The 24,749-nt window shown below is 42.1% G+C and carries 18 protein-coding genes; 3 read left to right on the forward strand and 15 right to left on the reverse strand.

Features of this window, described 5'->3' with window-relative positions; all coding sequences use genetic code 11:
• Nucleotides 1-328: 328 nt before the first annotated feature.
• Nucleotides 329-2,023, reverse strand: a complete 1,695-nt coding sequence (locus tag PSE7429_RS05845) for an adenylate/guanylate cyclase domain-containing protein (RefSeq protein ID WP_009626165.1) — start codon at nucleotides 2,021-2,023, stop codon at nucleotides 329-331.
• A 177-nt stretch (nucleotides 2,024-2,200) separates the two neighbouring features.
• Here PSE7429_RS05845 and PSE7429_RS05850 point away from each other — a divergent pair, with 177 nt between their 5' ends.
• Nucleotides 2,201-3,466 (forward strand): aspartate aminotransferase family protein, encoded by a 1,266-nt coding sequence (locus tag PSE7429_RS05850; protein WP_009626166.1) that lies wholly within the window; start codon nucleotides 2,201-2,203, stop codon nucleotides 3,464-3,466.
• Between the two features lie 311 nt (nucleotides 3,467-3,777).
• Here the strand turns inward: PSE7429_RS05850 and PSE7429_RS05855 are convergent, their stop codons facing one another.
• The 10 genes from PSE7429_RS05855 to PSE7429_RS05900 all read right to left on the reverse strand — a co-directional run bounded on the left by PSE7429_RS05855 (nucleotide 3,778) and on the right by PSE7429_RS05900 (nucleotide 16,513).
• Nucleotides 3,778-5,169: a Dyp-type peroxidase gene (locus PSE7429_RS05855; protein WP_040687473.1), complete on the reverse strand. Its 1,392-nt coding sequence runs from the start codon at nucleotides 5,167-5,169 to the stop codon at nucleotides 3,778-3,780.
• 86 nt (nucleotides 5,170-5,255) lie between these two features.
• Nucleotides 5,256-7,340 (reverse strand): galactose oxidase early set domain-containing protein, encoded by a 2,085-nt coding sequence (locus PSE7429_RS05860; protein ID WP_009626168.1) that lies wholly within the window; start codon nucleotides 7,338-7,340, stop codon nucleotides 5,256-5,258.
• A gap of 19 nt (nucleotides 7,341-7,359) precedes the next feature.
• Entirely contained in the window at nucleotides 7,360-8,367 is a 1,008-nt protein-coding gene (locus tag PSE7429_RS05865) for a sugar phosphate isomerase/epimerase family protein (protein WP_009626169.1), read from the reverse strand.
• A gap of 90 nt (nucleotides 8,368-8,457) precedes the next feature.
• Entirely contained in the window at nucleotides 8,458-8,847 is a 390-nt protein-coding gene (locus PSE7429_RS05870; protein ID WP_009626170.1) for a nuclear transport factor 2 family protein, read from the reverse strand.
• Entirely contained in the window at nucleotides 8,834-10,447 is a 1,614-nt protein-coding gene (locus PSE7429_RS05875) for a multicopper oxidase family protein (protein ID WP_202950404.1), read from the reverse strand. Before PSE7429_RS05875 ends, PSE7429_RS05870 begins: the two co-directional genes overlap by 14 nt.
• A 327-nt stretch (nucleotides 10,448-10,774) precedes the next feature.
• Nucleotides 10,775-11,890: a myo-inosose-2 dehydratase gene (iolE, locus tag PSE7429_RS05880; RefSeq protein ID WP_009626172.1), complete on the reverse strand. Its 1,116-nt coding sequence runs from the start codon at nucleotides 11,888-11,890 to the stop codon at nucleotides 10,775-10,777.
• A gap of 211 nt (nucleotides 11,891-12,101) precedes the next feature.
• Complete coding sequence (locus PSE7429_RS05885) at nucleotides 12,102-12,770, reverse strand: pentapeptide repeat-containing protein (protein WP_009626173.1); 669 nt, start codon at nucleotides 12,768-12,770, stop codon at nucleotides 12,102-12,104.
• Nucleotides 12,771-12,978: 208 nt separating this feature from the next.
• Nucleotides 12,979-13,467, reverse strand: a complete 489-nt coding sequence (locus PSE7429_RS05890; RefSeq protein WP_009626174.1) for a hypothetical protein — start codon at nucleotides 13,465-13,467, stop codon at nucleotides 12,979-12,981.
• A 43-nt stretch (nucleotides 13,468-13,510) separates the two neighbouring features.
• Entirely contained in the window at nucleotides 13,511-14,605 is a 1,095-nt protein-coding gene (locus PSE7429_RS05895; protein WP_009626175.1) for a ferritin-like domain-containing protein, read from the reverse strand.
• An 87-nt stretch (nucleotides 14,606-14,692) separates the two neighbouring features.
• Nucleotides 14,693-16,513 (reverse strand): GMC family oxidoreductase, encoded by a 1,821-nt coding sequence (locus PSE7429_RS05900; protein ID WP_009626176.1) that lies wholly within the window; start codon nucleotides 16,511-16,513, stop codon nucleotides 14,693-14,695.
• Nucleotides 16,514-17,312: 799 nt separating this feature from the next.
• Between PSE7429_RS05900 and PSE7429_RS05905 the strand changes: the two genes are divergently transcribed.
• Nucleotides 17,313-18,284: a tyrosine-type recombinase/integrase gene (locus tag PSE7429_RS05905; RefSeq protein WP_009626178.1), complete on the forward strand. Its 972-nt coding sequence runs from the start codon at nucleotides 17,313-17,315 to the stop codon at nucleotides 18,282-18,284.
• Nucleotides 18,285-18,587: 303 nt separating this feature from the next.
• Here the strand turns inward: PSE7429_RS05905 and PSE7429_RS05910 are convergent, their stop codons facing one another.
• Nucleotides 18,588-19,499, reverse strand: a complete 912-nt coding sequence (locus PSE7429_RS05910; RefSeq protein WP_009626179.1) for a ParB/RepB/Spo0J family partition protein — start codon at nucleotides 19,497-19,499, stop codon at nucleotides 18,588-18,590.
• A complete protein-coding gene (locus tag PSE7429_RS05915; RefSeq protein ID WP_009626180.1) occupies nucleotides 19,496-20,284 on the reverse strand; it encodes a ParA family protein in 789 nt (262 codons plus the stop codon). The genes PSE7429_RS05910 and PSE7429_RS05915 overlap by 4 nt, the downstream gene beginning before the upstream one ends.
• Before the next feature lie 462 nt (nucleotides 20,285-20,746).
• Here PSE7429_RS05915 and PSE7429_RS05920 point away from each other — a divergent pair, with 462 nt between their 5' ends.
• Nucleotides 20,747-21,118, forward strand: a complete 372-nt coding sequence (locus PSE7429_RS05920; RefSeq protein ID WP_009626181.1) for a cupin domain-containing protein — start codon at nucleotides 20,747-20,749, stop codon at nucleotides 21,116-21,118.
• A gap of 51 nt (nucleotides 21,119-21,169) precedes the next feature.
• Here PSE7429_RS05920 and PSE7429_RS05925 read toward each other — a convergent pair whose 3' ends face one another.
• The gene (locus tag PSE7429_RS05925) at nucleotides 21,170-21,838 is read right to left on the reverse strand and encodes a hypothetical protein (protein ID WP_009626182.1); all 669 of its coding nucleotides are present in this window, start codon (nucleotides 21,836-21,838) and stop codon (nucleotides 21,170-21,172) included.
• 28 nt (nucleotides 21,839-21,866) lie between these two features.
• Nucleotides 21,867-24,608, reverse strand: coding sequence for a beta strand repeat-containing protein (locus PSE7429_RS05930; protein WP_009626183.1), 2,742 nt, complete (start codon nucleotides 24,606-24,608; stop codon nucleotides 21,867-21,869).
• Nucleotides 24,609-24,749 lie beyond the last annotated feature (141 nt).

Here is a 24,749-nt window from a genome sequence, read left to right on the forward strand (position 1 = left end):
TACCGCCCGCGTAGCGGGCGGTATGCTCTCTGGTTTTGGTTTTTAATTATGCCGAACTACTTACCAAGTTAAGAAATGGCGGAGCCATTTCTTAACTGATTGTTACGTGGAACGAATATCGCCCTCACCCCCCAGCCCCTTCTCCCATCAAGGGAGAGGGGGAGTAAGACTAATTTCTGGTTCCCCTCCCCCAAAAGGGGAGAGGGGCTAGGGGTGAGGGTATTGAAAGCTTCCACGTAACACCAGTTCTTAACTCAAAAAACCTTACTGCGTTTGTTTTTTAATTGACTGAAGTGAGCCAACACTTCAGTCAATTGGTATTAACAGTTTATGAGGGAAAAATCGTTCTGGTCTTACTGCTCAGTTCGCGAATATCAATCTGTTCCCAGAGGATGCGATATAGTTGCAGTGGTTCTTCTTTCCCTTTAACTTTAATCAAGTCTAACTTCTCTAAAGGTAAATGCAAACTTTCAATCTTTACCTTTGTACTCTCAGAGATAAATACATCACCAGCTTGCGCCGCTGTGCAAATTCGGCTAGCTACATTCATCGTGTCGCCAATATTTGTATACTGAATCAGATTTTCAGAGCCAATGTTGCCCGAAGCAACCATCCCCGTATTCAGTCCAATGTGAATTTGAATTTGCAGATCCCGTCCTTGTTCAGTCCAATCCTCATTCAATTTTCGCATCGCCCACTGCATGGCGATCGCCGCATTAACTGCCATGATCGCATCATCATCTCTTTGATAGGGAGAACCCCAAACGGCAAGCAAGGCATCCGCAATGTATTTCTCCAAGGTCCCCCCAAAAGGAAAAACAATATCTTCAACCATCACTTTGAAATATTCATTTAAGAATTCCAAAACCTTGCGTGGCTGCATCGGTGCTGTCATTTCGGTAAAGCCACTAATATCTGAGAATAAAGCCGTAACTTCTGTCTCAATAATCCGATTTAAATCCCAACCCTCTTCAATTTTTTGACTGACCGCAGCAGGAAAAAATCGTTCTAATTTAGTGCGACGGATTACTTCCGATTGCATACTTTGATAGAGATTTGCATTCTCGATCGCGATCGCCGCCTGATTAGCAAGACTGCTCAAAAATTCTAAATCTTCCTTATGGTAAGCATGACCGTGGGAGAGGTTATCCACGTATAGCACGCCGATCGTGCGATCCCTTGGTTTTAGGGGCGCACACATAGCTGCTTGGATTGATTGCTGAATGATCGATTGAGAACTGTCAAAGCGGCGATCGCCCGAAGCGTCATCACTGATAATCGCATCGCCTTGCTTCAGGACAAAATTAGCAATTTTGCGACTGTAAAAATCAAGATTGGCAGTAGCATTGGGATTACTAAATTTAGCTGCTTTGGGTTCTAGATTCCCCGTTTTCTCATCTACCAGCAATAGCACAGCGCGATCGACCGACATGATTTTGAGTAGCAACTCTAGAATTTTCTCAGGTAGAGCGGAGTAGGCTTCGGGCGATGAAAGTTCTTGGCTGACCTCTAGCAATACTCGTAATTTCGCTGATGTTCGTTGAGCCTCATCCGATTCTTGGATCATCAACACCGAGCCAGAGGAGACGATATTTTGCTTGAGCAAATCCTGCATATTCACACGAGATTTTTCTGGAGAGACCCGCATCAAGATCGATAAACCTGAACTGGCATTGGTGGGGTTAGCGATAGCATTGATCTCACTACCAGAGCTACTAGCATCACTTTTTAATTCATCCACTAATCGAAAGATGACACTGCCAAATTGGACGAGATCGTTATGATTGAGCTTTTGCTGTGCGATCTTGATTTGGTTGACCAGCGTGCCATTACTACTATTGAGATCGGTAACAAATATGCCTTTATCAGTAACTTGGATTTCGGCATGATGGCGGGAGAGGCTGCGTGCATCGTCTTCCACGACAATACTATTATCTAATCCTCTTCCAATCGTATTTACGCCATATCTCAGATCGCAAATACGTTCATGGGGAGTTCCTTGATTTTGAATAATGTATGGCATATCTCTACCTGCTGAGCCTACTGTTTGCAAATCATCTATTTAGAGGTATTTAGAGGTGCGTCAACACTACACCTTCAAATAATCTACGCCTTAATCGGCTAATTCCACTACAGAAGTTCCTACGAAAACTCTCATATCATTCATAATGAAATTAACAGCATTATCCCATTTTTATCCATGTCGCCAACTACGCTAGAAGTACAATCTCAAGCTCAGGCTGCTAGTCAAGTTTCTCCTGACGCGATCGCCGAGTTTAATCAGTATGTGATGAATACCTATGCTCGCTTTCCGATCGCCTTGGATCGCGGCGAAGGCTGTCGTGTTTGGGACAGCAAGGGCAAGGAATATTTAGATTTCGTGGCGGGCATTGCTACTTGTACGTTGGGACACGCACATCCTGCCATGATCAAAGCGGTAACCGATCAGATTCAAACCCTGCACCACGCATCTAATTTGTTTTATTTTGCGGCTCAAGGGCAATTGGCTAAATGGCTGGTACAAAACTCCTGTGCAGACAAGGCTTTTTTCTGTAACTCAGGGGCAGAAGCCAATGAGGGAGCGATTAAGTTAGCCCGTAAATATGCCCATACCAAGCTTGGTATTACCGATCCTTTAATTTTGACAGCCAATGCCAGTTTTCACGGACGCACTCTGGCGACGGTGACAGCGACAGGGCAACCCAAATATCATAAAAATTTTGCTCCTCTCGTATCGGGCTTTGACTATATTCCTTACAATGATATCGCCGCCCTTGAGGTTGCCGTACAGAAATACGAAGGTAGACTCTGCGCGATCATGCTCGAACCCTTGCAGGGAGAAGGGGGAGTCAATCCTGGCGATCGCGCCTATTTTGCCAGAATTAGAGAAATCTGTGACGAGAAGAAGATCCTGCTAATTATCGATGAAGTGCAGGTGGGTATGGGACGCAGTGGAATGCTCTGGGGTTACGAAAACCTCGGTATCCAGCCCGATATCTTTACTTCGGCAAAGGGCTTAGGTGGGGGCATTCCCATCGGAGCGATGATGTGCAAGGCGCATTGTGATGTGTTTGAGCCTGGCGATCACGCTAGTACCTTTGGTGGCAATCCCTTTGCCTGCACGGTGGCACTGTCGGTCTGCCATACGATGGTCGATGATAATCTGATCGCCAATGCCAGAGAGCGCGGTCAACAACTGCGCACGGGACTACAGGCTATTTGCGATCGCTATCCCCAACATATTGCTTCGGTGAGAGGCTGGGGCTTGATCGATGGTTTAGTACTGCAAGAATCCAGTAATATCCAAGCCCGTGATGTGGTTGCCGCAGGCATCGAGCATGGTTTGTTGTTAGTGCCTGCGGGTGTTAAGGTTGTACGTTTTGTGCCACCACTAATCGTTTCTGCAACCGAGATCGACCAGGCCTTAGCCATAGTCGAGCAAGCGATCGCTAGTTTTGCATCTTAAAAATTCCATTTTTATAACATCTTCACCAAAAGAAGGGGCGCATTGCGCCCCTTCTTTTGCTTCTTTCCGCAATCTTCGATCTCAAAAAAACCAAGAGATTTTTGTAATTGTTGCTTCGCAACAATTGCAAAAATCTCTTGGTTTGGATTTAAGCGCAAACCCCAAAAGATAAGTGGCTTCGCGAAGCCACGAATACCAATTCACGAATACCAATTCACGAAAGTGTGACAACACTTTTGTGAATTAAAAACCAAACCCAGTAAGGGTTTTCAAAACACAAAATGGCGTAGCCATTTTGTGTTTTGGTATAATTAGGGTAAGTTCTTCAAAGAGCTAATACTGGGGGCAAAGAAATACTCTCCACCCTTCATTTTGACCCATAGTTTGAAGTTGTAATCCTGAGTTGAGCTTTTACTCCATTCTGTCGGCCAATGTTGAGTTCCCTGAGGGCTCCCAATCAGGGGATCGGGACCAACACCAACCTTAACAAAGTTATTTGCGTTAGACCATCGCGCTTGCATGAAGTTAAATTGATTCTCAATGTCCGCCTGAAAACATAAAAACAGTAAACCAGAACCCTCAGTCGATGCATTAGTTAGATCTTTTTCGCCATAACTAACAGCACGACGGGCGATACGATGTCCTCTTTCCTCCTCTAAATTTACATTGGAATTTCTTACGGAATCACCCCTTGGATTTGTCTTCCGAATATGCGCATGAAAAGGACATTTTGTGGCGGTAAGGTCCTGATCGTAATTGAAGTTATTAGGGGGATTCCGTGGGTGCATTGGAACATCCGATATCGTTACAGGCGTTCCATCGGGGAAGCGCCCCATCACATAAGCACCTGCCAATTCATTTTGAATTTTTAGCGCCTGCGCCAGTGCTTGCTGATCTTCCCGAAAAGCTTTAACATTCTGCTCCAATTTACGATAGACCAGATAGCTCCCATAGCTATCTTCGGTTTGTCCGTTAGGATCTTTAACCAAAACAAGATCGAGGGGAGCGCGGGGATCCCATTTGGAGAAATTGCGATCGCTAGCTTGAGCCTTGACAATATCGCGTTTGATAAATAAAGGTTGACTGATTCCATCAACAAAACCAAAATGTTCAATAACCTGTCCATCCTTATTCCTCAGAATAAATCCATTTTCTTGATGGAGAACAGTGGCAATTTTACTGAGTTCTTGGGTAATTTGATTAGCAAATTTTAATAAACTATCTTGATCATCATCAGCGATCGCAATCAAGCTGTGGATTTTCTGTTGATAGCCTACTTCCCAATCTGTAACTTTAGGATCGCCCAAGGATGTTCTGATACCTTCGTATTGCATACCCATCGTAAAGGGTTGATTTTTGGGGATTTGAAAGGCTTCAAAGCCCAATGTCTCATAGCCGATACGAGTTAAATAAAAATTCGCAAAAACACTGCCAGAGACTTTTTGATCACGATAACGGCGCGATTCATCAGCCTGTAGTTGTGCTGAAGTAACATAACCTTTAGTAAAGTTTATAATCCATTCCTTAACTGCGGGAATGTCATCCGATTTCCACTGCACAAATATATCGACAGTATAATCACGACCATGTCCCTTCAGAATATTACCCTGCAAGTCATCTAGAAGAGCTTGGTATTTGCCAGAATTGTCTGGGTCAATACCAGTTTCAGGTAAATTTTTAAAATCCTGTTCGGTGAGTGCCATATCTTTAAATCTCCGATTTGTCTTAGAATCTGCAAACAACGCCAATAAAAACCAAATAAATATCAAATCGGCATCAAAAGTTAGCATCAAGATTGAAGCCGCACGATTTGAGCATGGGAAGGTTTACCAATATCGTTTAGATAAAAAAGCATGTAGTATCCAGGAGGATAAAGATGGGGATTATCTGGAGCTGTAATCCCCACAGATGAATTGTCTTGGGCAACTTTAATGGGTAACTTGGCAAGCCTCTGTCCATAGTCAAAGGAATGGGTAACCGTTCCTAACTTGACCATCACAACCGAAGGATTACTCGTACCATTTTTTACCACAATGCCATCGGACTGACCATATTTTAAGATTTGGGGACTACTAGTAATTTCAGGACGAGGCCCTGCTTTGTATAGATAGGGAGGACTAAAGATCTCACCCTGCCAAATTTCGGAAGGTACGAAAGGCTCCACATTACCATCAGCAAAGTAATGCTGAGGATCGTTATAGTAGGTATCAATATCAAAGGACTCTATTTCTCCTGCCTTATTCTTTAATTGTGGAAAGCGGAAGAAGGTTTTAGGATCGCCTAAAACATCAACATGAAGTGTGCCATCCTTTTCCCTCGCTGTCCGATTAGCATTGCCACCAATAACTAAAACTCGGGCATCGGGTAATAAAATTGCTCCATTATGATAAAGCCTTGGCAGTTTGGCAGGATTCAAAGTTTTGGTTTGATATCCTGAGAGAGACTGGGCATCAGGAGTCATTAACAAGGGTTGATAAATTGGCTTATATTCTGGATATTCACCACCATTTAGGACTAAAATTTCTTCAGTCGGAAGAATTACAGCCTGCAAATTGGCTCTTGGTTGTTTAAAAAAATCGGGGACGATTTCCCACTTCCCATTCTTTTGCGCACTTTTAGCAGGAGAAATCCAATGTTGCAAACTGGTGGAAACTCTCACCACATCAGGGGGGAAAGTATTAGGATCGATTTTCCCTTCTCTTCCATAGCTGATACTATTGCTACCAATCAGACCACCTAACAGCAGCACTTCTTCCGAGTTAGGGATTTGGAGCGCCGTTCCGTAAGCTTTACTAGTTTCTAAGCGATCGGGTCCGACTTCAAAGCTTAAGGAAAGTTGACCATTTCCTAAATCATTAATAGTCATCAGATAGCTTTTCTTACTGGAGTGAGGAACTAGAACCCCTGCAATACCTGCTTCATCGCCTGTAATTAAGAGTCTTCCATCCTTTAAAGGAAAAACTCGAGGATAGAGATCGATTCCATCATAAATATCATCACTCCCAACTTTGGTATTAAAAGGACTGTTTTTGATAGTGGTAAGATCGAAGTAATGGAGTTTATCGGTTTTGGGATCGTAAATTTCGACACTGGTGTTAATTTGATTGGGTTTTTCAAGTTTTAGTCCAGCAAAGATCGCAACTTTACCGTCAGCCAAGGATATTAGGCTTGGATACCAACGTCCATCTCGCATTTGTCCAAGGTCTTTCCATTTACCCGATCGCCAATCATAGAGATTTAACCATTTAGTTCCCGTAAAGGCTCCACCAGGGTAATAGGTGTTAGTTCCACCCGCAAATAACACATTACCATCGGCTAACTGGACATGCCCAGAGCAAAAAAGATCATTAGTCGTATTTGCGCCATTTTTACCGATCGTTTTATCGAAGCGAAGCGCTGGAGGTGAAGGAATTCGCTCGAATTTTCCTGTTTTAGGATCGAGCAAACCTGAGTTATTAACTACGGCATAATCCGAGACATCAATTCCTTCAACAAACTTATATTGACCGTTTTCTCGATCTAATTCAGTCCGAAAGCTACTACCATTGACTACCAATACTTTACCGTTTGGCAATAGGGTTGTATGCACTGACTGGGTGCGATCAGAGATAGCAGGCATAGGCAATACTTTCCATTTTCCCATACTTGTTCTTACGGTTCTTGCGGAATCTGGGGTAAGGGCGATCGCCTCTTTACTATGTCCCAAAACGATGTAAAAAGTGATCAAAAAAACCAAGCAAATCGAGATAATTCTTTTGATTGGGAAGATTCTAGCCATCATGATCAATTCATCCTTCTTCAGCGATCGAGCTTGCTGGAATATCAAGGTTGTAGGGTTAAGATAGAAGGCGTAAGGCAGTTCCGATCTTAACATCGATGTTATTAAGGGAGCATTAATTAGGATTGATGATTTTTCTCAATTCTTCTTGAGTTTTCTTGATTGCAGCTTCTGCAATGTCATAGGCGCTAGGGTAAGAATTGGGAGCGTCTTCTTCAGGAATCCAAAACTTACGCCGAGATAGCCGCAGAGAGTTCACAAAAGCAGGAATAGCATTAAAAATCTCAATGGCGATCGGTCCTTTATAAACCTTTAGCACGGGTTTCAGAAAATCTTGCCAAGGCAACCAGCTCGTATGTACGGCTCCGCGATCGGGCGGGGACACTTGAATGTAGTGCAATCTCTTTTGCGTAGCTAGCTGAGCGACTTGAGTTTGAAAGATCGTCGGACCATCCCCATCTAAGGTTTCATGGGCACTATCAATGACGACTCCGACTTGATGACTGTTAACACCCTCAAGAAAAGTCATCAATTGCGAGAGTTTATTGGGACCAGGCGTTTCCCAATGCGTAATCGGTTCGATCGCTAATTTCACTTTTTTGCTAACGGCATATTCTCCCAATTCATTGAGAATGGGTTGAGCTTGGTGATAGCGCTTTACCAAAAGATCTTGAAGGCGATCGCTCCAAATTGGCTCGTTAAAATCAGTGGTAGGAAAGACCCCATAGGGAAGAACAATTGGCCCCATCAAAATCTCACCCCGCAAAGCAGCGGTAATATCAACCCGCGATTTCAGATACTTTAAGCCTTGTTGCTGCTGGGCGGGATAGGACGAGGTGGGATCGTACGTTCTCGTTGCACCGACATTGGTCGCAATTTTCACCTTATCCAAACCTTGACCGTCAAGATAATCGCGTAGTGCTTGATAATTGCTGACATCTTGAGCAAAACTTTGATTGAAAGTAGGAGCGATCGGGAATTCAAACCCACTATAGCCAAATTCTTGCAGTTTCTTAATGTGATTCACCACTGTTTTTCGATAGTCTAAATCTGTCGGTTTCATGTCCGTAGTAAACATGAAAAAGCTCAGATAGATATCAGGTAGAGGAGAATTGACGGTCATAATTTTACTTTAATAGTATAGATTTTCAGTGGCGACAGAATGCTATAACGCATAAATTTAACGAGCAAATTTGGTTATAGAAGCCAATCTTTAAGGTTTCGCGTTCCAAATTTGGCGATTAATTTTCCATTCATCGCCTTCCTTTGCCATTAGCCATAGAGCTCGATAACGAACGACTTTGCTAGAACTACCGTCATGGGGATAAATTGTCGCAATGGAAGTCCCAAGTACGTAACCAAAATCTCCGATTACTTCAATTTCTTCAGCGGTAAAAATGGGATCGATGTCTTGATTGGCAATTGTATTCGCGAAGCCCTCAATGATATCGTCTTTACCGCAGCGATCGGGAGCATTGGGAGGAATCCACAGCGCATCTTCTGTGTACATTTCTCCATAGGATGCCAAGTCTCGAGATCGCACATTGTTAGGATATATTTCTTCAAATACAACTCTAATTTTTTCATTATCAATAAATCGCATGATTATTCTCCATTTGGGAAATTGTATTGTTGGGCTTCTCTCGAACAATGTTTACAAGCTGCATCATGCCCTGATCTTCGTGATCGAGAATATGACAATGTAAAACAAATTTACCGACAAAATCACTATATCGAGTCCAGATCTTTTCGGGATGACCTTGAGTTACTAGAAGGGTGTCGCGCCAGACCTTCTCCAACTTACCTTGGGGGTTGGAACGCTGGTGAAGAAAGGGATTAACATGAATATGGAAAGGATGACTCGGAGCTAAGGAGGCATCGCTAGTAGTTAAGTTCCATTCTTCCGCCTTTCCAAGCGTCAAAGTACGTTCAGAGTCGTGACTAAACTCTTGTCCATTAATTTCAAAGTTAAACTTTTGCTTACAATCGGATGCAGAGCAAGCTATCAAGCTAAATTCAACTTTTTGCTCACCATCAGTAGTCACAATATCGGAGGGCTGTTCCTGCATAGCAACTTTGGCAAGCTGATCGGCTCTAGGTAATGCCATCTTAACTGGTAACCCTTTAACCACAACCTTAGCCAAAATGCTGCCAGTTTCTCCTGCGCCTTTTAAGGACTTTTGAGGAGAACTGGGCGAATCAACGAGCACATATTCTTGCGATCGCTGACCATTTTTAAGAAGCTTACTTTTTACCAAGACATCACTGCGATACCCCGGCTCAAGTTCTAAAGCTTCCCTATTCCAATTATCCATTCGCCCCAAGGGAATGCCGTCCAAGGCGATTTCACGGAGTGAGATTGGGCGATTATCGCTAACTTGAGTGAGGTGCAAATTTAGACTTTCTCCTACCCCAGCATGAATAAACCGCCAACGTTGAACTTCCCCTGGACGCATTTCAATCTTGGGAACAATTTGACCGTTAATAGTGGTGTAGCGCTTGGAATTTGTCCAACCAGTAGGAGTGAGATCGTTATAGTTTTCTATTGTTCCCTGCTCGTCATAGGTAATCTGTTGGAAAACAAAAATCTTTTCCTTGGCTGCCGCAATTTCAGGAATATAATCGAGTCCACCTTCAACTATCAAGGCTCCAGCCATGCCACTCGAAACCTGTAAAGCCGTCGATCCATGCAAATGGGAATGATACCAATAGGTTCCACCAGGATGGTGATCGGGAAGAGCTATCTCAATTGGATATTTGGGCGGCGCATCGCCTAAATGCTCTTGAGGTGGCATTTCACGCAAAACATTATCGCTAATACCCTCTGGAGAAACATGAAGACCATGGGTATGAAAATTAGTGGTATTGAAGGCACGCGGTAGGTTATTATTCTGGTTGGTTTGGGGATTGCTCTCTGGGGGAAGATTATTGATTAACTTAACCTTGATAGTATCTTCTGGTTTAACCCGCAAAGTAGGACCAACTAATTTACCGTTATAGGAGCGCAGATTCACCGAGCAAGCTGCAATCTGATTTTGAGCGTATCTAACTTCGATCGCAGTTTCCAGCAGCCCATTCTTAGATCTAATCTCTTCAGGATTTTGGAAAGGTTTACCTCCATATTTCTCAATATCGATCGTCTCTTTCTCACAGCCCGTCTTACCTGTAGACTGAGACTGAGCCAAAGCCGATGGGATGAACATGGGTTGTAGAACAAATGCACAAATTGCTAGAATTGAGATTAAAAGACAGATACATTTTTTCATCATTTCAGCTGATCCCTCTCTGTTTGATCGCTCCTAATATTTTGCTCCAATCCCAAGAATCTATTCCTATCAATCTCTATAAGTAATACCAATTCACAAAAGTGTTGCTACAAGTTTATGAATTAAAAACTAAACCTAGTAAGGGTTTTTAAGTTGAGAAATGGCTACGCCATTTCTCAACTTGGTATAAATACATAACCTGATAGCAAAATAGAATCAGATTATGTTTCCATCGGATTGAATTTTGAGAATCATCAAATTGGATTACAGTCCAGTAACTTGCTTGAGATAACTGCGAGCCATCAAAGCATATTGCAAAGGATTTGCCTTGTTGGGATCTTGTTCTGCTTCCACAATCAACCAGCCTTCATATTTCGCAAGAGCCAGCCTATCTAAAATCGGCTTAAAATCAATATCGCCTTCTTTATCCCCTGGAACAGTGAAAACTCCTGCCCGAATCGAATTTAAAAAGCTCAGCCCATCTGTTTTAGATTGCTCGTATATCGGCTTACGAATATTTTTGAGGTGAACATGCTTAATGCGACCAGCATACTTTTGGGTCACTTCTAGAGGATTGACTCCAGCATAGTAAAGATGTCCCGTATCAAGAAGTAAACTCAAATATTGAGGATTAGTTCCAGTCATAAGGCGATCGATATCAGCCATTGTCTCCACTCCAGTTCCCACATGGGGATGATAGGCAAGCTTCATACCTGCATCGTGAGCCTGCTTACCCAAATCATTTAAACCATCCGTTAAGGCTTTCCACTGAGCATCGTTAAAAATTGGGCGATTTGGTAAAGGGGCGATCGGCTGCTGGTGAACGGCTCCACCTAACTCCGCCACCACAATCGTATCGCCACCAATTGACTTCATAAAGGCAAGCTGTTGGTCGAATATTTTCTGGCTATCCGTTTTATCCCCAATAGTGAAATAAGTGCCTACCCATGGTTCAGAAATTGTCAAACCTCGCAATCCTAATTCTTTTTTTAATTCTGTTAAATCTTGAGGATATTTACCTGACATTTGCGAACCTTTAAAACCCGCTAGCGCCATTTCGCTAAAGATTTGTCGGTAAGGAATAGGTGGAACCAAGTCAATACTGGGATCGTCACTATTGCTCCAACCTGTAGGCGTAATTCCTAAAAAGACTTTATTAGAATCAAACTTAGGTACACGTACCGTAGGCTTATTAGTTGGCTTAACGGAAACCTGAGCGATCAATGGCTGTTCTTGCAGCGGAGCCGCATTGACTTGAAATGGAGAAAAAGTCATACTGCCCAAAACAAAGATAGTAGCCAAGACTAATGAAGTGCCAATTAGTCTGATCTTACGGACAGTTTGGGCTAGAAAAATGGAAGGCTCATCTTTGATCATCATGATTTTTATTCCTGAAGCCTAAAGAGTATATTGGATTGATTGAATAAACAGAAATCGGAAAAGTAATAGACAGATTGCATTATTCAAGATTGTTACCAGACAAAGATTGCCGATTCAATAAATTTCTTACAGAAATATAACCCGTTCTATCCTTTCCCGATTTCTGAATCATAGTTTTGAAAATCGTCAAATCAACATAAAGTTTTAGAACTTAATTAGAAGCTCCAAACTTAGTCACATCACCATTATAAGTAGTTGCATCGGGCATGACTGAATTACTCAGATCCGCACCTCCAAATTTAGCCCCCCGAAGATCTGAATTTGTCAATCTACTATTTCTCATTTTGGAATTAGAAAAATCTGCGTTCGACAAATTCGCTCGTGAAAGAACTATTGATTTTAGTGTAGTCTCCGTCACGATCGCATTAGAAAAATTTGCATCTGTAGCGATCGAGGAGTCGAGAGTACTAGATTTCAGGTTTGCCTTAGTCAGATTCGCACTGCTCAAAAGAGAATTATACAAATCTGCCTTCGAGAGATTTGCTTCTGTCAGATCGGCTCTGCTGAAGTCTACTCCCATCAGAATCCCCTCAGATAGATTGGCTCTACTTAAATTTGCACCTCTAAGCTTGGAATCATTGAGCAAAGCTCCCGACAGATTTGCGCCAGATAAATTTGCCCCATTGAGAGCGCTGCCATACAAGTCCTTATAAGAAAGATCGGCTCCTGACAAATCACAATTGTTACAGGCATTGGTAATCAGTAGTTTTTGGTAGTCAGTTGCCACAAAGGCATGGGCGGGGAGATTGCAAAACATGAAGCTCAAGAAAAGAGCAATGACCATCGTTGAGAAGCCACGGAACCAACTTTTGATACTCATAGTTTGACCTTAGAACTAGACAATAGAATTGAGCGATAAAGTTTAGCAATAAAATTTAGTAAAAATTTTGATGCTTGTAGAAATTATCTCAGAGGTTTAGGGAAGATGAAGATTAAGTTTTAGTAATAAAAAGATAGAAAGAGCTTCATATTATTTACAACTTAATAACTTAATTATTAAGACATTATTAACGTCCCCTTAACCTAAATTAGGAATTAAGACTAACCTTAGGTGGATCGCTCCAAGTTGCATAACCAGGGGCTTTTGCCGCTGGCGGATTAACCCCAAGAGTTGGCCATAAAAGCCCTTCAGGATAAGCTTGCGGACTAACAACAAAAGTCCCATCTTTCTCCTTAGTCCCAAAGTTATCTCGCCAAGCTTTTGGTAGTGGATACCAAGTAGCTACATACCAGATCTTAATAATATTTCGAGCGATCGGACCAAGTTTTTCAGAACCAAGAATGTCCAATCGCAGACCATTAGTTAAAATTGACTCATCACCTTCACTTTGGGCTTTTAGATCCAACTCATGAAAGGTGATTAAAAGCTCTGTAAATAAATCATCGCCAACAACATTTCGGACAGTATCAAAGTAAGAGGAAACTTGGTCGGTTCCTTGCAGATGAAAGCGAGAGAACCCAGTCAAGATTACTGAGAATTCAAGAAAATACTCTATAAATTCAAGTCGATCATTCATAAATTCTAATAATTTGAGTTAAAGGATTGATAAGAGCGAACTTTTAATCCAATCGAAAGATTGGTGCTGCGTTAACTCCTTCTAAACTAGGTATCGGGTTACGAATGAGCAAATTAGCCTGCTCTTTTAAACGAAACATCCCACCTACAGCAGGGATTAGAGCTTCAGGATGACCGTCAAAAGCATATTCAATTTCTGCAAGGAAATTACTATAGGATTGCTGAAATTCTTGAGCGGCTGCGTACAATTCCGAATCTTCAGGCTTATAATCGCTTAATTTAGCGTTGCACTTGAGTGGATAAACCGCATCCCAATCTACCGTAAAGGACTTACCAGTGGGATGATCAGGAAGATCGGAATTGGTAGGATCGTCACTGTCTACCACATAGAACTGACCCAGCAATAGTTGTTGAAATCGGAAGTAATGGGAGATTTGGCGTTCTGCATCATAAACAGCACCTGCTCTTGATCCCTCTCCCTGCTCTTGGATCACCTTCAAAGCCTTTATAGCTGAGTTTAGATCGGTAACAGGAATGATATCTCCGCCACCGTTATAGTAGTACTGTGGGGTAATCTGGCGATCGGGATTACCGCAGAACAACGCATCACCCATTTCTTTATGGAGAGCATACAAACCTCGGATGATCTCAGCATAGAACAAACCAATACTGTAAAAGGTATAGGTCGGATCATAATTGAGAATAGTGAGCAAGCATTCACGCAAAGTGCGCGACACAACTAAGGGTTGATCTTCAGCAACTTCTTTGGCGCGCTCTATATTAAGAAAAGTTTCTATCGTTTCTGGAGAAAACTTGCTCAAACCTACTTTAAAATCTGTCGATCCCGTGGGTAAATAGGTGGGATAGGTAGGGATAAAATCGGGAGCAGTTAGAGTTGATTGAAGACTTCCACCGACTGCATTTAGGACATTAGCAACTAGGGTAAGGTGCAACATCTCTTCTACAGCAACAGCCCGAATAATATGGAAAGCCTCTAAATTGCTGCCTGATTTTAGGGAATACAATGCGGTTAGATAGGGAGGAATGGTGGCATGTTCTATCTTCAACGCTTGGATCAGATAGTATCGTAGTTCCTCAACCGTATTAATTAGCTTTAAACTATCTTTGTCCGTGGTCATAATACCTCTGCTAGCAATATATGCTCGGTTATGTTATTTCGACAATAGAATAATCAATTAGAATAATTAATTCTTAAATCCCTTTTTTTATTTAGTTTCTAGGTCTTTGAGCATTTCCTCAGAAGCCAAAAAGCTCAGAGCCGCAAGAGTCAATGTGGTGTTAGAACTGCCAATAGATGGCATACTTCCTGCACCAACAAGGTAAAGATTCTCATGATCCCAAGAGCGAAGTTTTGAGTTTACAACTGAATTATTCTTTGTCGTTCCCATCACATGGGTTCCCGAAAAGTGATTTCCACCTTTATAAAAGTATCCTTCTCCTGCATAGGTAAAGTATTGAGGATCTGACTTATCGTAATGGGTGTAGTCTTCTACTCCTAAGCGTTGAAAGATCAAGCGGGAAATGTATCTGGCATAGGCAAAGGTCTTGAGACAGTAATCAGATATATTGAAAGAAATGACAGGACGATAATTCCCTAATTGATCTTTGAATTGAGGATCAATCGTAACGCGATTACTGCGATCGGCTGGTAATTCGCACATGAATGCTAGTAATAACTGCCGTGAAATCCGACTGATTAAGGTCTGGCGCAATTCTTGACCATACTTATTCTTATTATCAACAGCATCAACTACTTCAGTGTAAGGAGAACCAGTAGCCCAGCCCCAACCATCATTATGAATATCCATGGCAAAGGCAGACTGTTGATGTCGGAAAGCTCCTTTGCGGAAAGTACCAATTCCTGATGTACAAAGCGGACCACGCATAGTACCCGTTACCTCTGGCATCAAGCCCCAAGCTAAGAGAAAAGGGTGATCCATTAGATGACAGCCCATAAGTCCGCTGGTGCTAGGCAATTCGGAAGCAAGCATCAATCGAGCATTTTCGACTGCGTTAGTAGCTAAAACAAATAAGCTACCCTTAGCAACTCCTGTAGTATGTTGTGGCGAATCGGGATCTTCATAATGCTTATAGTGAATACCAACTACCCGACCGTTTTCGGGATTAGTTTCTACTCGAAAGGCAACGGATTGATTTAGCATCTCCACTCGACCAGTCTGAAATGCTTTACCCAAGGTTCTACGGGCATCGTATTTTGCCTGAACAGGACAAATTGGCACGCAATTGGCGTTGCCTTGACAGCGTTCTCCATATTCGATGGGTTCTTCACTCGTAACGCCATCGGGTACGAAAACATTGCCCCGATCATAGTTAGGATTAGGCACTCCGTTACGCCCTTGAGGGAAAGTTGTCAGCCCTAAAGTTAGGGTTTCGCCAGCTAGTTCAACTTTAGTACCATCAATTTTCTCGCGAACTTTTTCGTCTAAATAAGATGGAGGAAGCTTTTCCATTGGAAAGACATATCCCTCATCAAAAATAACGCCCAATGATTCTTGCTCTTTTACGTCTCCACAAACGCCAATCTCGTACTCCGCTTTACGGTAGTAGGGCATCAGTTCTTCGTAGGTAATCGGCCAATCTAGCCCTTGTCCATACCTACTATATAGTTGAAAATCCTCTGGTAACATTCTTGGGGTCTTAGCTTCCCAATGCATTGTAGTTCCACCTGTAATTCGGGTATAGGAACCACCGAGCTTCATGGGACCCAATTCTTGAAAGTAGTCATCTATATTGTTGGGACTTAGAGCGTTAGGATTGGACGGATAGGGAGAGTTAGCATCCTTTGCAGTTGCACTATAGAAGTGATCAACGTAACTTTGAAAACCTGCAATGCTTAAATCTTTGCTTGGGGTTGCCTCAATAATTAAAATCCGCTTTCCTTGCTCGCTCAATTGTTTGGCAACAATAGCCCCTGCTACTCCCGAACCTACGATAACTGCATCATAAACAGTTTCTGAGACAGTCTGACAATCAACCGATTTTACAAATGTTTGATTTTTACTCATACTTTGCTCATAGGTTATTTTTAATAACGAATCAAACCTAACATACAAGCCTCACTATTGAAAAGATCAAGATTGAAATATGATAATTCACAAATATTAATAGGAGGATGAATGCTTTTAGAAACAACAAAAAATGACAATATTCATATATTGCATAGTGATATGACATATTGCTATAAGTGGCTAGCCAAAATTAAATTTTAAACCTCAAAAGCTGTGGTGCACTCTAAGTATGTGCCACAGCTTTTGACTCTGTTTTTTAATTATGACCAACTACTTAGCAATACTTAATTAACAATACTTAATTAGCAACACTTACAATACTTAATAGTTTGTGAAAGATAGCATCAGGCAAGGATCCCTGCCAAACCTGTAGCAAAAATAAATTTAATATCGCGATTAATATCGCGATATTAAAAGCCAAGTTACGATATGCCGCCTAACACCGTCATAAAATTTAGTTAGTCATAGAATTGACTTAGAGCAAATAATTGTCTCTTATTTGTTCTAAAATTAACCTAGATCATCAAGATACTAAGCTAGTCACAATACCATTGCCCTCCAAGTCTACCCAACGTAAAATTCAAGAAAATAGAATAGAGCCAGCATTAGAGTTTCTTGAACAGTTTCTAGATCTCACTTACTGCAATTATCGCTCAAACCCAAATCAAGGAAATTTTTGAAAGCGTTGCAAAGCAATGCTTTCAAAAATTTCCTTGATTTGGGTTTGAGCGCGAAGCGCTGTAATGCGGACAATTTTAGTTTTCTGTAGAAATTATCTTAATATTCAAATAAATTAATGTTAAAAAATCCTACTCCTGAACCAGTTTTGTTAGTTTATGGTAGTGAGACTCCCCATAAACCAATATCAATAGATTTACGTCAAGCCAAAGTAGATGAGTTTCTTGCCTCTAGATCTTTACAACCTAAAAGTAAGAAAGCTTACCAAGCTGACTTACGTATATTTATGGATTGGTGCAGTCTTACTTGGAACGATGTGACTCGCCGTAAAGTAGCTCAGTTTAAAACATTTTTACTCAAAGAAAGAAAATTAGCTCTCAGCTCGGTTAATCGAGTCTTACAAACTCTAAAGTCTTTTTATCGGTGGTTGTTGATTTCTGAATATGTGGAATTTGACCCAACTATAGGGATTCAATTAGAAAGATTGCCTGAATCTGTTGCTAAAGATTTAGATGATGAAGAAGTAGAGCAAATTTATGAAGCGATCGCTTTAAGCAAATTTCCTGTCAGAGATATCGCCCTATTCACAGTGTTATTACATGGACTACGAGGGGAAGAACTATGCAATCTGAACGTAGAACATTATTGTAATGGGGAGTTGGTAATTCCTGTAGCTAAGTGGGATAGCAAGGGAGAAGTACCTTTAACAAAACTGGGATTGCATCATATTAATAACTATTTAGACTGGCGCAAAGAGAAAGAAGGGGAACTACATCCAGAATCGCCTTTGTTTATATCATTTTCTAATCGCAATTATGGCAAACGCTTAACCTATTGGGGTGTGCGTCATGTCATGGACGATCTTGCCAAAAAAACGGGTATCGATCTTCATTCCCATCGAGGAAGACATACTTTTGCCACCAATTTAATTGTTAAATATGAGTTAGATCCATCTTTAGCTATGGAGCTAACCCGCCATCGCGATGTCCGTAGCTTTAAGCGCTACACCAATCGCAAGAACAAAATGGCGGCTAAGCGAGCATTTTTAAAAGCGTCTGAGAAGCTTGACTGTAGTGAAGCTCCAAAATAGTTGGCTTATATCAATTCACGAAAGTGTGACAACACTTTTGTGAATTAAAGACTAAAACTAGTAAGAGTTTTCAAGTTACAGCACTTTGCACTGAAACCCAAACTAAGAAAATTCTTGAAAGCGTTGCAAAGCAACGCTTTCAAGAATTTTCCTGTGGTTCGTTTGATCTATAATTGCTGTAAGAAGTGGCTACGCCATTTCTTAACTTGATATTACATGGATATATTCTAAAAGAGCACACCTAAAAGGTGCGCTCTTTTAGAATAAAAATTTTAAAAGCTTAATGGCAAACACTTCTTCACTTTAGCCGAGTAAAGCCTCTATTTGAAGGATAAGCTTTTCTAAAGACTTCTGCTTTGAGCGATCATCCCATATCGCCGATTTTTTTAATTGCTGCATAGAGTTGGTAAAACGGGTCTTCAGAGTTACTGGCTTTAGGGTAATTTGACCTGCTTTAATATCGCGAATTTTTTCTTTGATTTGGAGCAAAGATAATCCTGAATTAATTGCCTCTTTCAAAAGAGATTGCCTTTTCTCAATATCTTTAACCGTAGCGATCGCTGTAGCTTTTGTATATTCAATCTGACCTTGACGAAGGGCTTCTAAAACCTCTTCAGGCAGGTTTAATAATGGCAAGCGATTGACCACAAAGGATTCCCATTTGATCGTTTGCAATGAATCAAAAATACTAATGACTTGATTAGAGATCACTGCGAAGGCATCCTCCCGCTCCTGTTCTGGAGTCACACGCATTTTGTAAAGATGGGAAACCACTTCTTTCTCAGGTAACGTTAATCGCAATGACAAAATCTGTAAAATTGCTTCCGTCTCTTCCACAGGATTTAATTCTTCACGTTGCAGATTTTCAATCAGGGCGATCTCGTAGGCTTTTTCTGTCGTTAACTCATGAATGATGGCAGGAATCTCCTTAAGCTCCAATTCTTTGGCTGCTCGCAATCGTCGTTCGCCCGCAACCAATTCATAGCCATCTCCTAAAGGGCGGACAAGAATCGGTTCGAGAATACCATGATGTCGGATTGATTCTTGGAGTTCCTGCATTTTGACAGGATCGAAATAACGTCTCGGCTGCTGTTGGGGCAAAGAAATATCACTAATCGAAATTAATCCATCAAACTTGCTAATCTCATCGTCATCATCATCAAATAGAGCAATATTTGACAGTTTCGTTTGAACTTTAGATGGTGGTTTGATCATAGTTTTTCCATTGCCTCGGCAACTTCATCAAAAATTTTCAAAATTGCGCCATTATTACCTTTTTTATTAGTACCCAGATATGCCCCAAATGGCTTAAGTGCCTTTGTAGCTTCCGACAAAGCCGTAGCACGGGGGAGAGGAGAAAATACCTGTGCGATCGCCGAAAGTTGACCATTAATATCAAACAGAGTTTGCTGATCCATGGCAGTAGATGAGGCATACATTGTGGGTAAAAATCCCGCTAACTTTAAATTTTTGTTGAGTCGTTTCTGGATCTTTTTGGTAGTTCCGAGTAATAAGTCTGTCCCCATCAAGGCTTTAAACTGAGTTTGAATTGGCACAAGTACATGAGTAGCAGCAACCAAACTAATCACACTTAAAATACCAAGGCTAGGGGGACAGTCAATAATCATAAAATCATAAGTTTCGAGATAAGGAGCGATCGCATCCTTTAATCGAAATTCTCTTAGTTCTTCTAATACAAGCTGCTGTTCTGCCTTAGCAAGATTGAGATTGGCTGGACATAAATCCATCCCATAGAGATCGGTAATAATCGGCAAAGCGATCGGCTGCTCACCTTCAATCTCAGCAATTAATGAATTATAAATACTTAAGTTTAAGTTTTTAGTATCTATTCCCATAAATGCCGTTAGTGAAGCTTGGGGATCCATATCTATCAAAAGAGTTTTATGTCCTCTGTTACCAAGATGATAGCCAAGATTTTGGGCAACCGTCGTCTTTCCTACCCCCCCAGCTTGGTTAAATACTGCTATTACTCGGCTCATTTTTCCTATTTTTTGGGTCTATAGATTTGAATTTAGCTTAATGTAAAGCCTGCAAATTGGAGCAAATTTCCATGCTCGTAGAATTTATCATAACGTTATGATAAGAATCAAGCAATCAGTATTTCGTTATAATTACCCTATCTTTAAGGTAATCATCTGATGCCAATTGTTATACCAATCCCCAAAAGTGTATCAACGCTTTCGTGAATTAAAAACTAAACCTCGTAAGAGTTTTCAAGTTAAGAAATGGCTACGCCATTTCTTAACTTGGCATAAAAAAAGCTGCCGATAAACCAAAACCTTAAGACTCAGATTACGCCATAGGCTTTAACTCTAGATTTTAATTATACTAAGCTAACCAAGTCATTCCATTCTTATCATAACGTTATGATAAGAATGGGGGAATGTTGCTTTTATACGAATAATACCAATTCCCAAAATTTAACAAACATGTTTAGCGCTATGTCCAACATCTATGAAATTCCTGCGGAGTTAAATCAGCAAGAAATATTTGAAAAAATTATCTCTAGCAAAAACCTTCTCATCGAAAGAATTATCTCAGCAGGACAAACTACCCCAGATGGCGAATGGTACGATCAAGGAACTGACGAATGGGTAATTTTATTACAGGGGAAAGCAGAAATTGCCTACTTTAATGGCGAACGAATAGAGTTAAAATCAGGAGACTATCTGTTGCTGCCTGCCCATACAAAGCATCGCGTTGAATTTACAAGCAACGAACCTCCCTGCATATGGTTAGCTGTCCACGGTCAATTGCAAGAGGCAACTAAGCAAGAGGCAACTGAGCAAAAACAACTGAGCAAAAACAACTGAGCAATTAGAGCGCAAAGAAATCTCAAGCAGTGGCTCAAAGCATAGTGCATATTAACTTCGGTCAATCCATAATTGTTGGGAATCATAGAAAGCCCCTTTTTGTACTAAATGAAAACCTCCTAACAATAGTCCTAGCCAAATTTCTACAATCGGCAGTGGCAAAGCACTTACTAAATCAGGCAAACGGATAGGCAGATCATAGTGACTGAGACAATTGGCGATCGCCTCAATCCAATCGGACACATTTTCAGCATGAGCAGTACTCATGACTAACTCAATTTGTCGCTCTGGAGAAAGAACATCTTCTTGCTCTAAAAGCTGAATTAAGGTCTGTTTATCCACGGGGCTAACTATGGAATTGCCATCTTTAACTCGTTCAGGAGACTTCCTTGGTAAACTCGACAATGGCGCTATGAATTGATCAAAATCGACGATCACCGATTGACGAATATAACGATCGAAAGCATCATCAGTCATTACTGGACCTTCATTTGTCGACTGGGCCTGTAGCTCCTCAAATAGCGAATTGGTACGATCCCTAAACAGATCGGCAATCTGAATTACTGCTTCACCAGCTACCCGCAGTTGCGATCGCGTATCTAAATCCAATAAAGTTAGATCTAGCAGATCTAACACTTTTGGCAAATTTGCCTCCTCAGGAACCTGAGCGGCAGTAGCGATCGCTTCCCACAAATTTAGTTCGAGTTGTTCGATCTGCAAAACTCGATCCTCAATTTACTTTGCCAATTTAACGTACCTGAACCTTAAATCTCACGAATCCATAGGAATTTTTTGGAGTTCCCGAACTCGTAGCCACGGGTACTAAAGTACTTGATCCCAATTGCACCAATATAGCGCCATCGGGATTACTCGCTCCATTGTTACAGGGAGAGGGAGATGTGGCCGACGATACATTACTAGCCAAAAACCTTCCCGCATCGGCATCGGCACTATTACTCAAGGCAACCTTACCAGTTCCTGTCGTGGAGTTGTTTGGGTCAGGTAATACTGTTCCTGTGCTATCCCATCCCAGTAAAATACCGCTACCAGTACCATAACTATTAGATTGGAAGATCGTATTGGCGGGAATGCGATCGCAGAATTGGACATCCTTAGCAGGGGTAGCACCATTAGATAGAAAATAAATTGTATATTCTAGTAGGTCTCCCGATTGAACACTTGGACAGGTAGGAGTATTGGTCGAAGGGCAGGAGATTGCCCCCCTTAAATACTGCGTATTAGCTGCGGGCCATTTTACATCGCTATCATTAGAACCTAAGGTCGCAGTAGTACTAGCAAAACCACTAATACTAGTACCATTAATCGCGGTAACCCGTTTAATAACGTTAAGATTAGGCGCATCAGAAACTGTCACATCTTCACCAGTATTGGCGACGTTATAGTTAACAGTTTTTGGAGCACTCGTAGCAGGATCGGTATAGGTCGCTGAAGCTGGATTATTGTAGGTTCCAGTGGCTACAGCATTGCCCACATCAGCGGTAAATTGAATCTCCACCGATCCTCCTCCTGGAATCGAGAACGTTCCCCAAGACAAATTACTAGTTCCTGCGGTTGGATTACTGGTAGTAGGTCGGGTCGAGCCGCCAATTAAACTTATGGTCGGTGCAGGGCTTGCCGCAAGGGTAAACCCTGTGGGCAAACTATTGTCTGCGATCGTCACATTATTGGCAGTTGCTAAACCCGCCCCATTGCTTACCACAATTTTGTAGGTTGCCTGACCACCCTGAAAGACTATCGGTGTACTGGTGCTTTTCACTACAGCTAACGCGGGAACACAAGCAGCGCCCGAACTTGCTCCTGGAACAGTAACCACGGAAATTGGTACCGCTAATCCCGTTCCTGCTACCGCTCCATTGGTAGGATCGCCCCCTCCATTTCCCGTTACTCCAGCGGTGCCTCCCTGTAGATTTGTGGCGACACCAGAGCTAGAGACTACAACACCGCCACCGCCGCCGCCGCCAGGTCCATGATTTTGAATAAAGAAAGGACTACCACCATTACCACCGACAACGTTCACAGTAAGCCCAGTAACATTATTGCTGAGAGCAGAGACTAGCACACTCCCGCCAGCACCACCACCGCCGCCACCATCCTTAGTCACATCGCGAGCATTGCTTCCATTAGCACTGATCGTCCCGACACCACTAACAGTATTAGTCCGCAGCATGACCATCCCACCACCTGGTGCCCCACTACTATATATGCCACTACCAGAATTATCGGTATTTGGTGGAGAAAAAGATCCATCATTATTAGTACCAGCACCGCCACCGCCACCCAATACTAAACGACTGGTCGTAGCTGGAAAAGGCTTACCGCCAAACCCGCCTGTCGGTAAGTTAGAACTCCACGATCGCCCTCCAATTCCTCCTGCGCCACCATTACTACCACCGCCGCCGCCAGAATTTTGATCATTAAGAATCGGATCGCCATCGGTACTACCTCCTCCCGCATTGCCAGGAGCCCCCCGCCCATAACTGCCATTGGGATAACCTTCAGTCACATTATCTAAGAGGGTTAGGGTAGATGGGTCGATAACAAACCTTGGCGTTCCTGCAATCCCTTCTGCCTTAGACCCATTATTATTCTGTGTCGATGGCGTTCGATAGTCTGTATTAAGCCCAGCATCACCATTTAATATGCGACCTCCTCCTCCTCGAAACCCTTTACCACTAACATCAATCCCCCCTGTTAAGCTCAAGTTTCCTGCGACATCATAGGCAACTATTCCTCCCGTACTTCCATTCCAGTAGGATGATGTTGCGGATCCTAAGGTCGCACTCGAATATTGCGGTACTCTCACGACTTGATAGGTTTTCTGACCTTGGGTTGCCGTCGCTGCGGCACTCACATAGCTATTGATCAGTCCGCCTCCGTTCGTTCCTTTGATCGGTACTAACCCTCCACTCACTGCCCCTGTTGCCACTACATATTCATAATTCCCTGCACTCCCACTTAAATAACCACTCGCTCCGTTCGTTGGTTGGATTCCTCCTGCTACTAAGGCGGGTACATCTCCTCCTACTCCATCGCCATACGCATCTGTATTGGTGGAGTCAATCGCTGCGTCTTGTGTCTGGATAATCAACAGCAAGTCCCCTGCGGCTATATCCGTTGTGGCTCCATTGATATCTTTCGTTCCGACGGCGATCGATGTTGCTCCTGCTGCGACCGTGCCTACTCCTGGATAGTAGGTGTTGATGATCCCTGAGGGTGCCCCGACTCCATCTTTCCCTGGTACTCCACATAGCGCTGGCACTGCTTGGGCATTTGCTTCTTCAATTATTGATGGTATTTCTATTCTCTTTAAATTTCCACTCTTAAATATCTGGGGAAACGGTATGGGGAAAAAAGAACTCATCACAAATATGCTGACTAGCGAGATCGTTAGCCATTTTCGATATCCTCGCAGAATTAGCTTCTGTATAAACTTTCTGATATTTCTTGGTAGGTTGTATCGTGAACGCATATTAATTATTGCCGCTGGAAGAGTATCTAAACTGAGAGAAAAAAGGATCTAGAAGCTTTGAGCGTTATTCTAAGGCAGAAATACTGAGTTTATTTCGATCATATCAGCGAATTCACTATGCTTAATTTTATAGAAAAAGTT

The sequence above is a fragment of the Pseudanabaena biceps PCC 7429 genome (assembly GCF_000332215.1).
In the GTDB taxonomy this organism is placed as follows: domain Bacteria; phylum Cyanobacteriota; class Cyanobacteriia; order Pseudanabaenales; family Pseudanabaenaceae; genus Pseudanabaena; species Pseudanabaena biceps.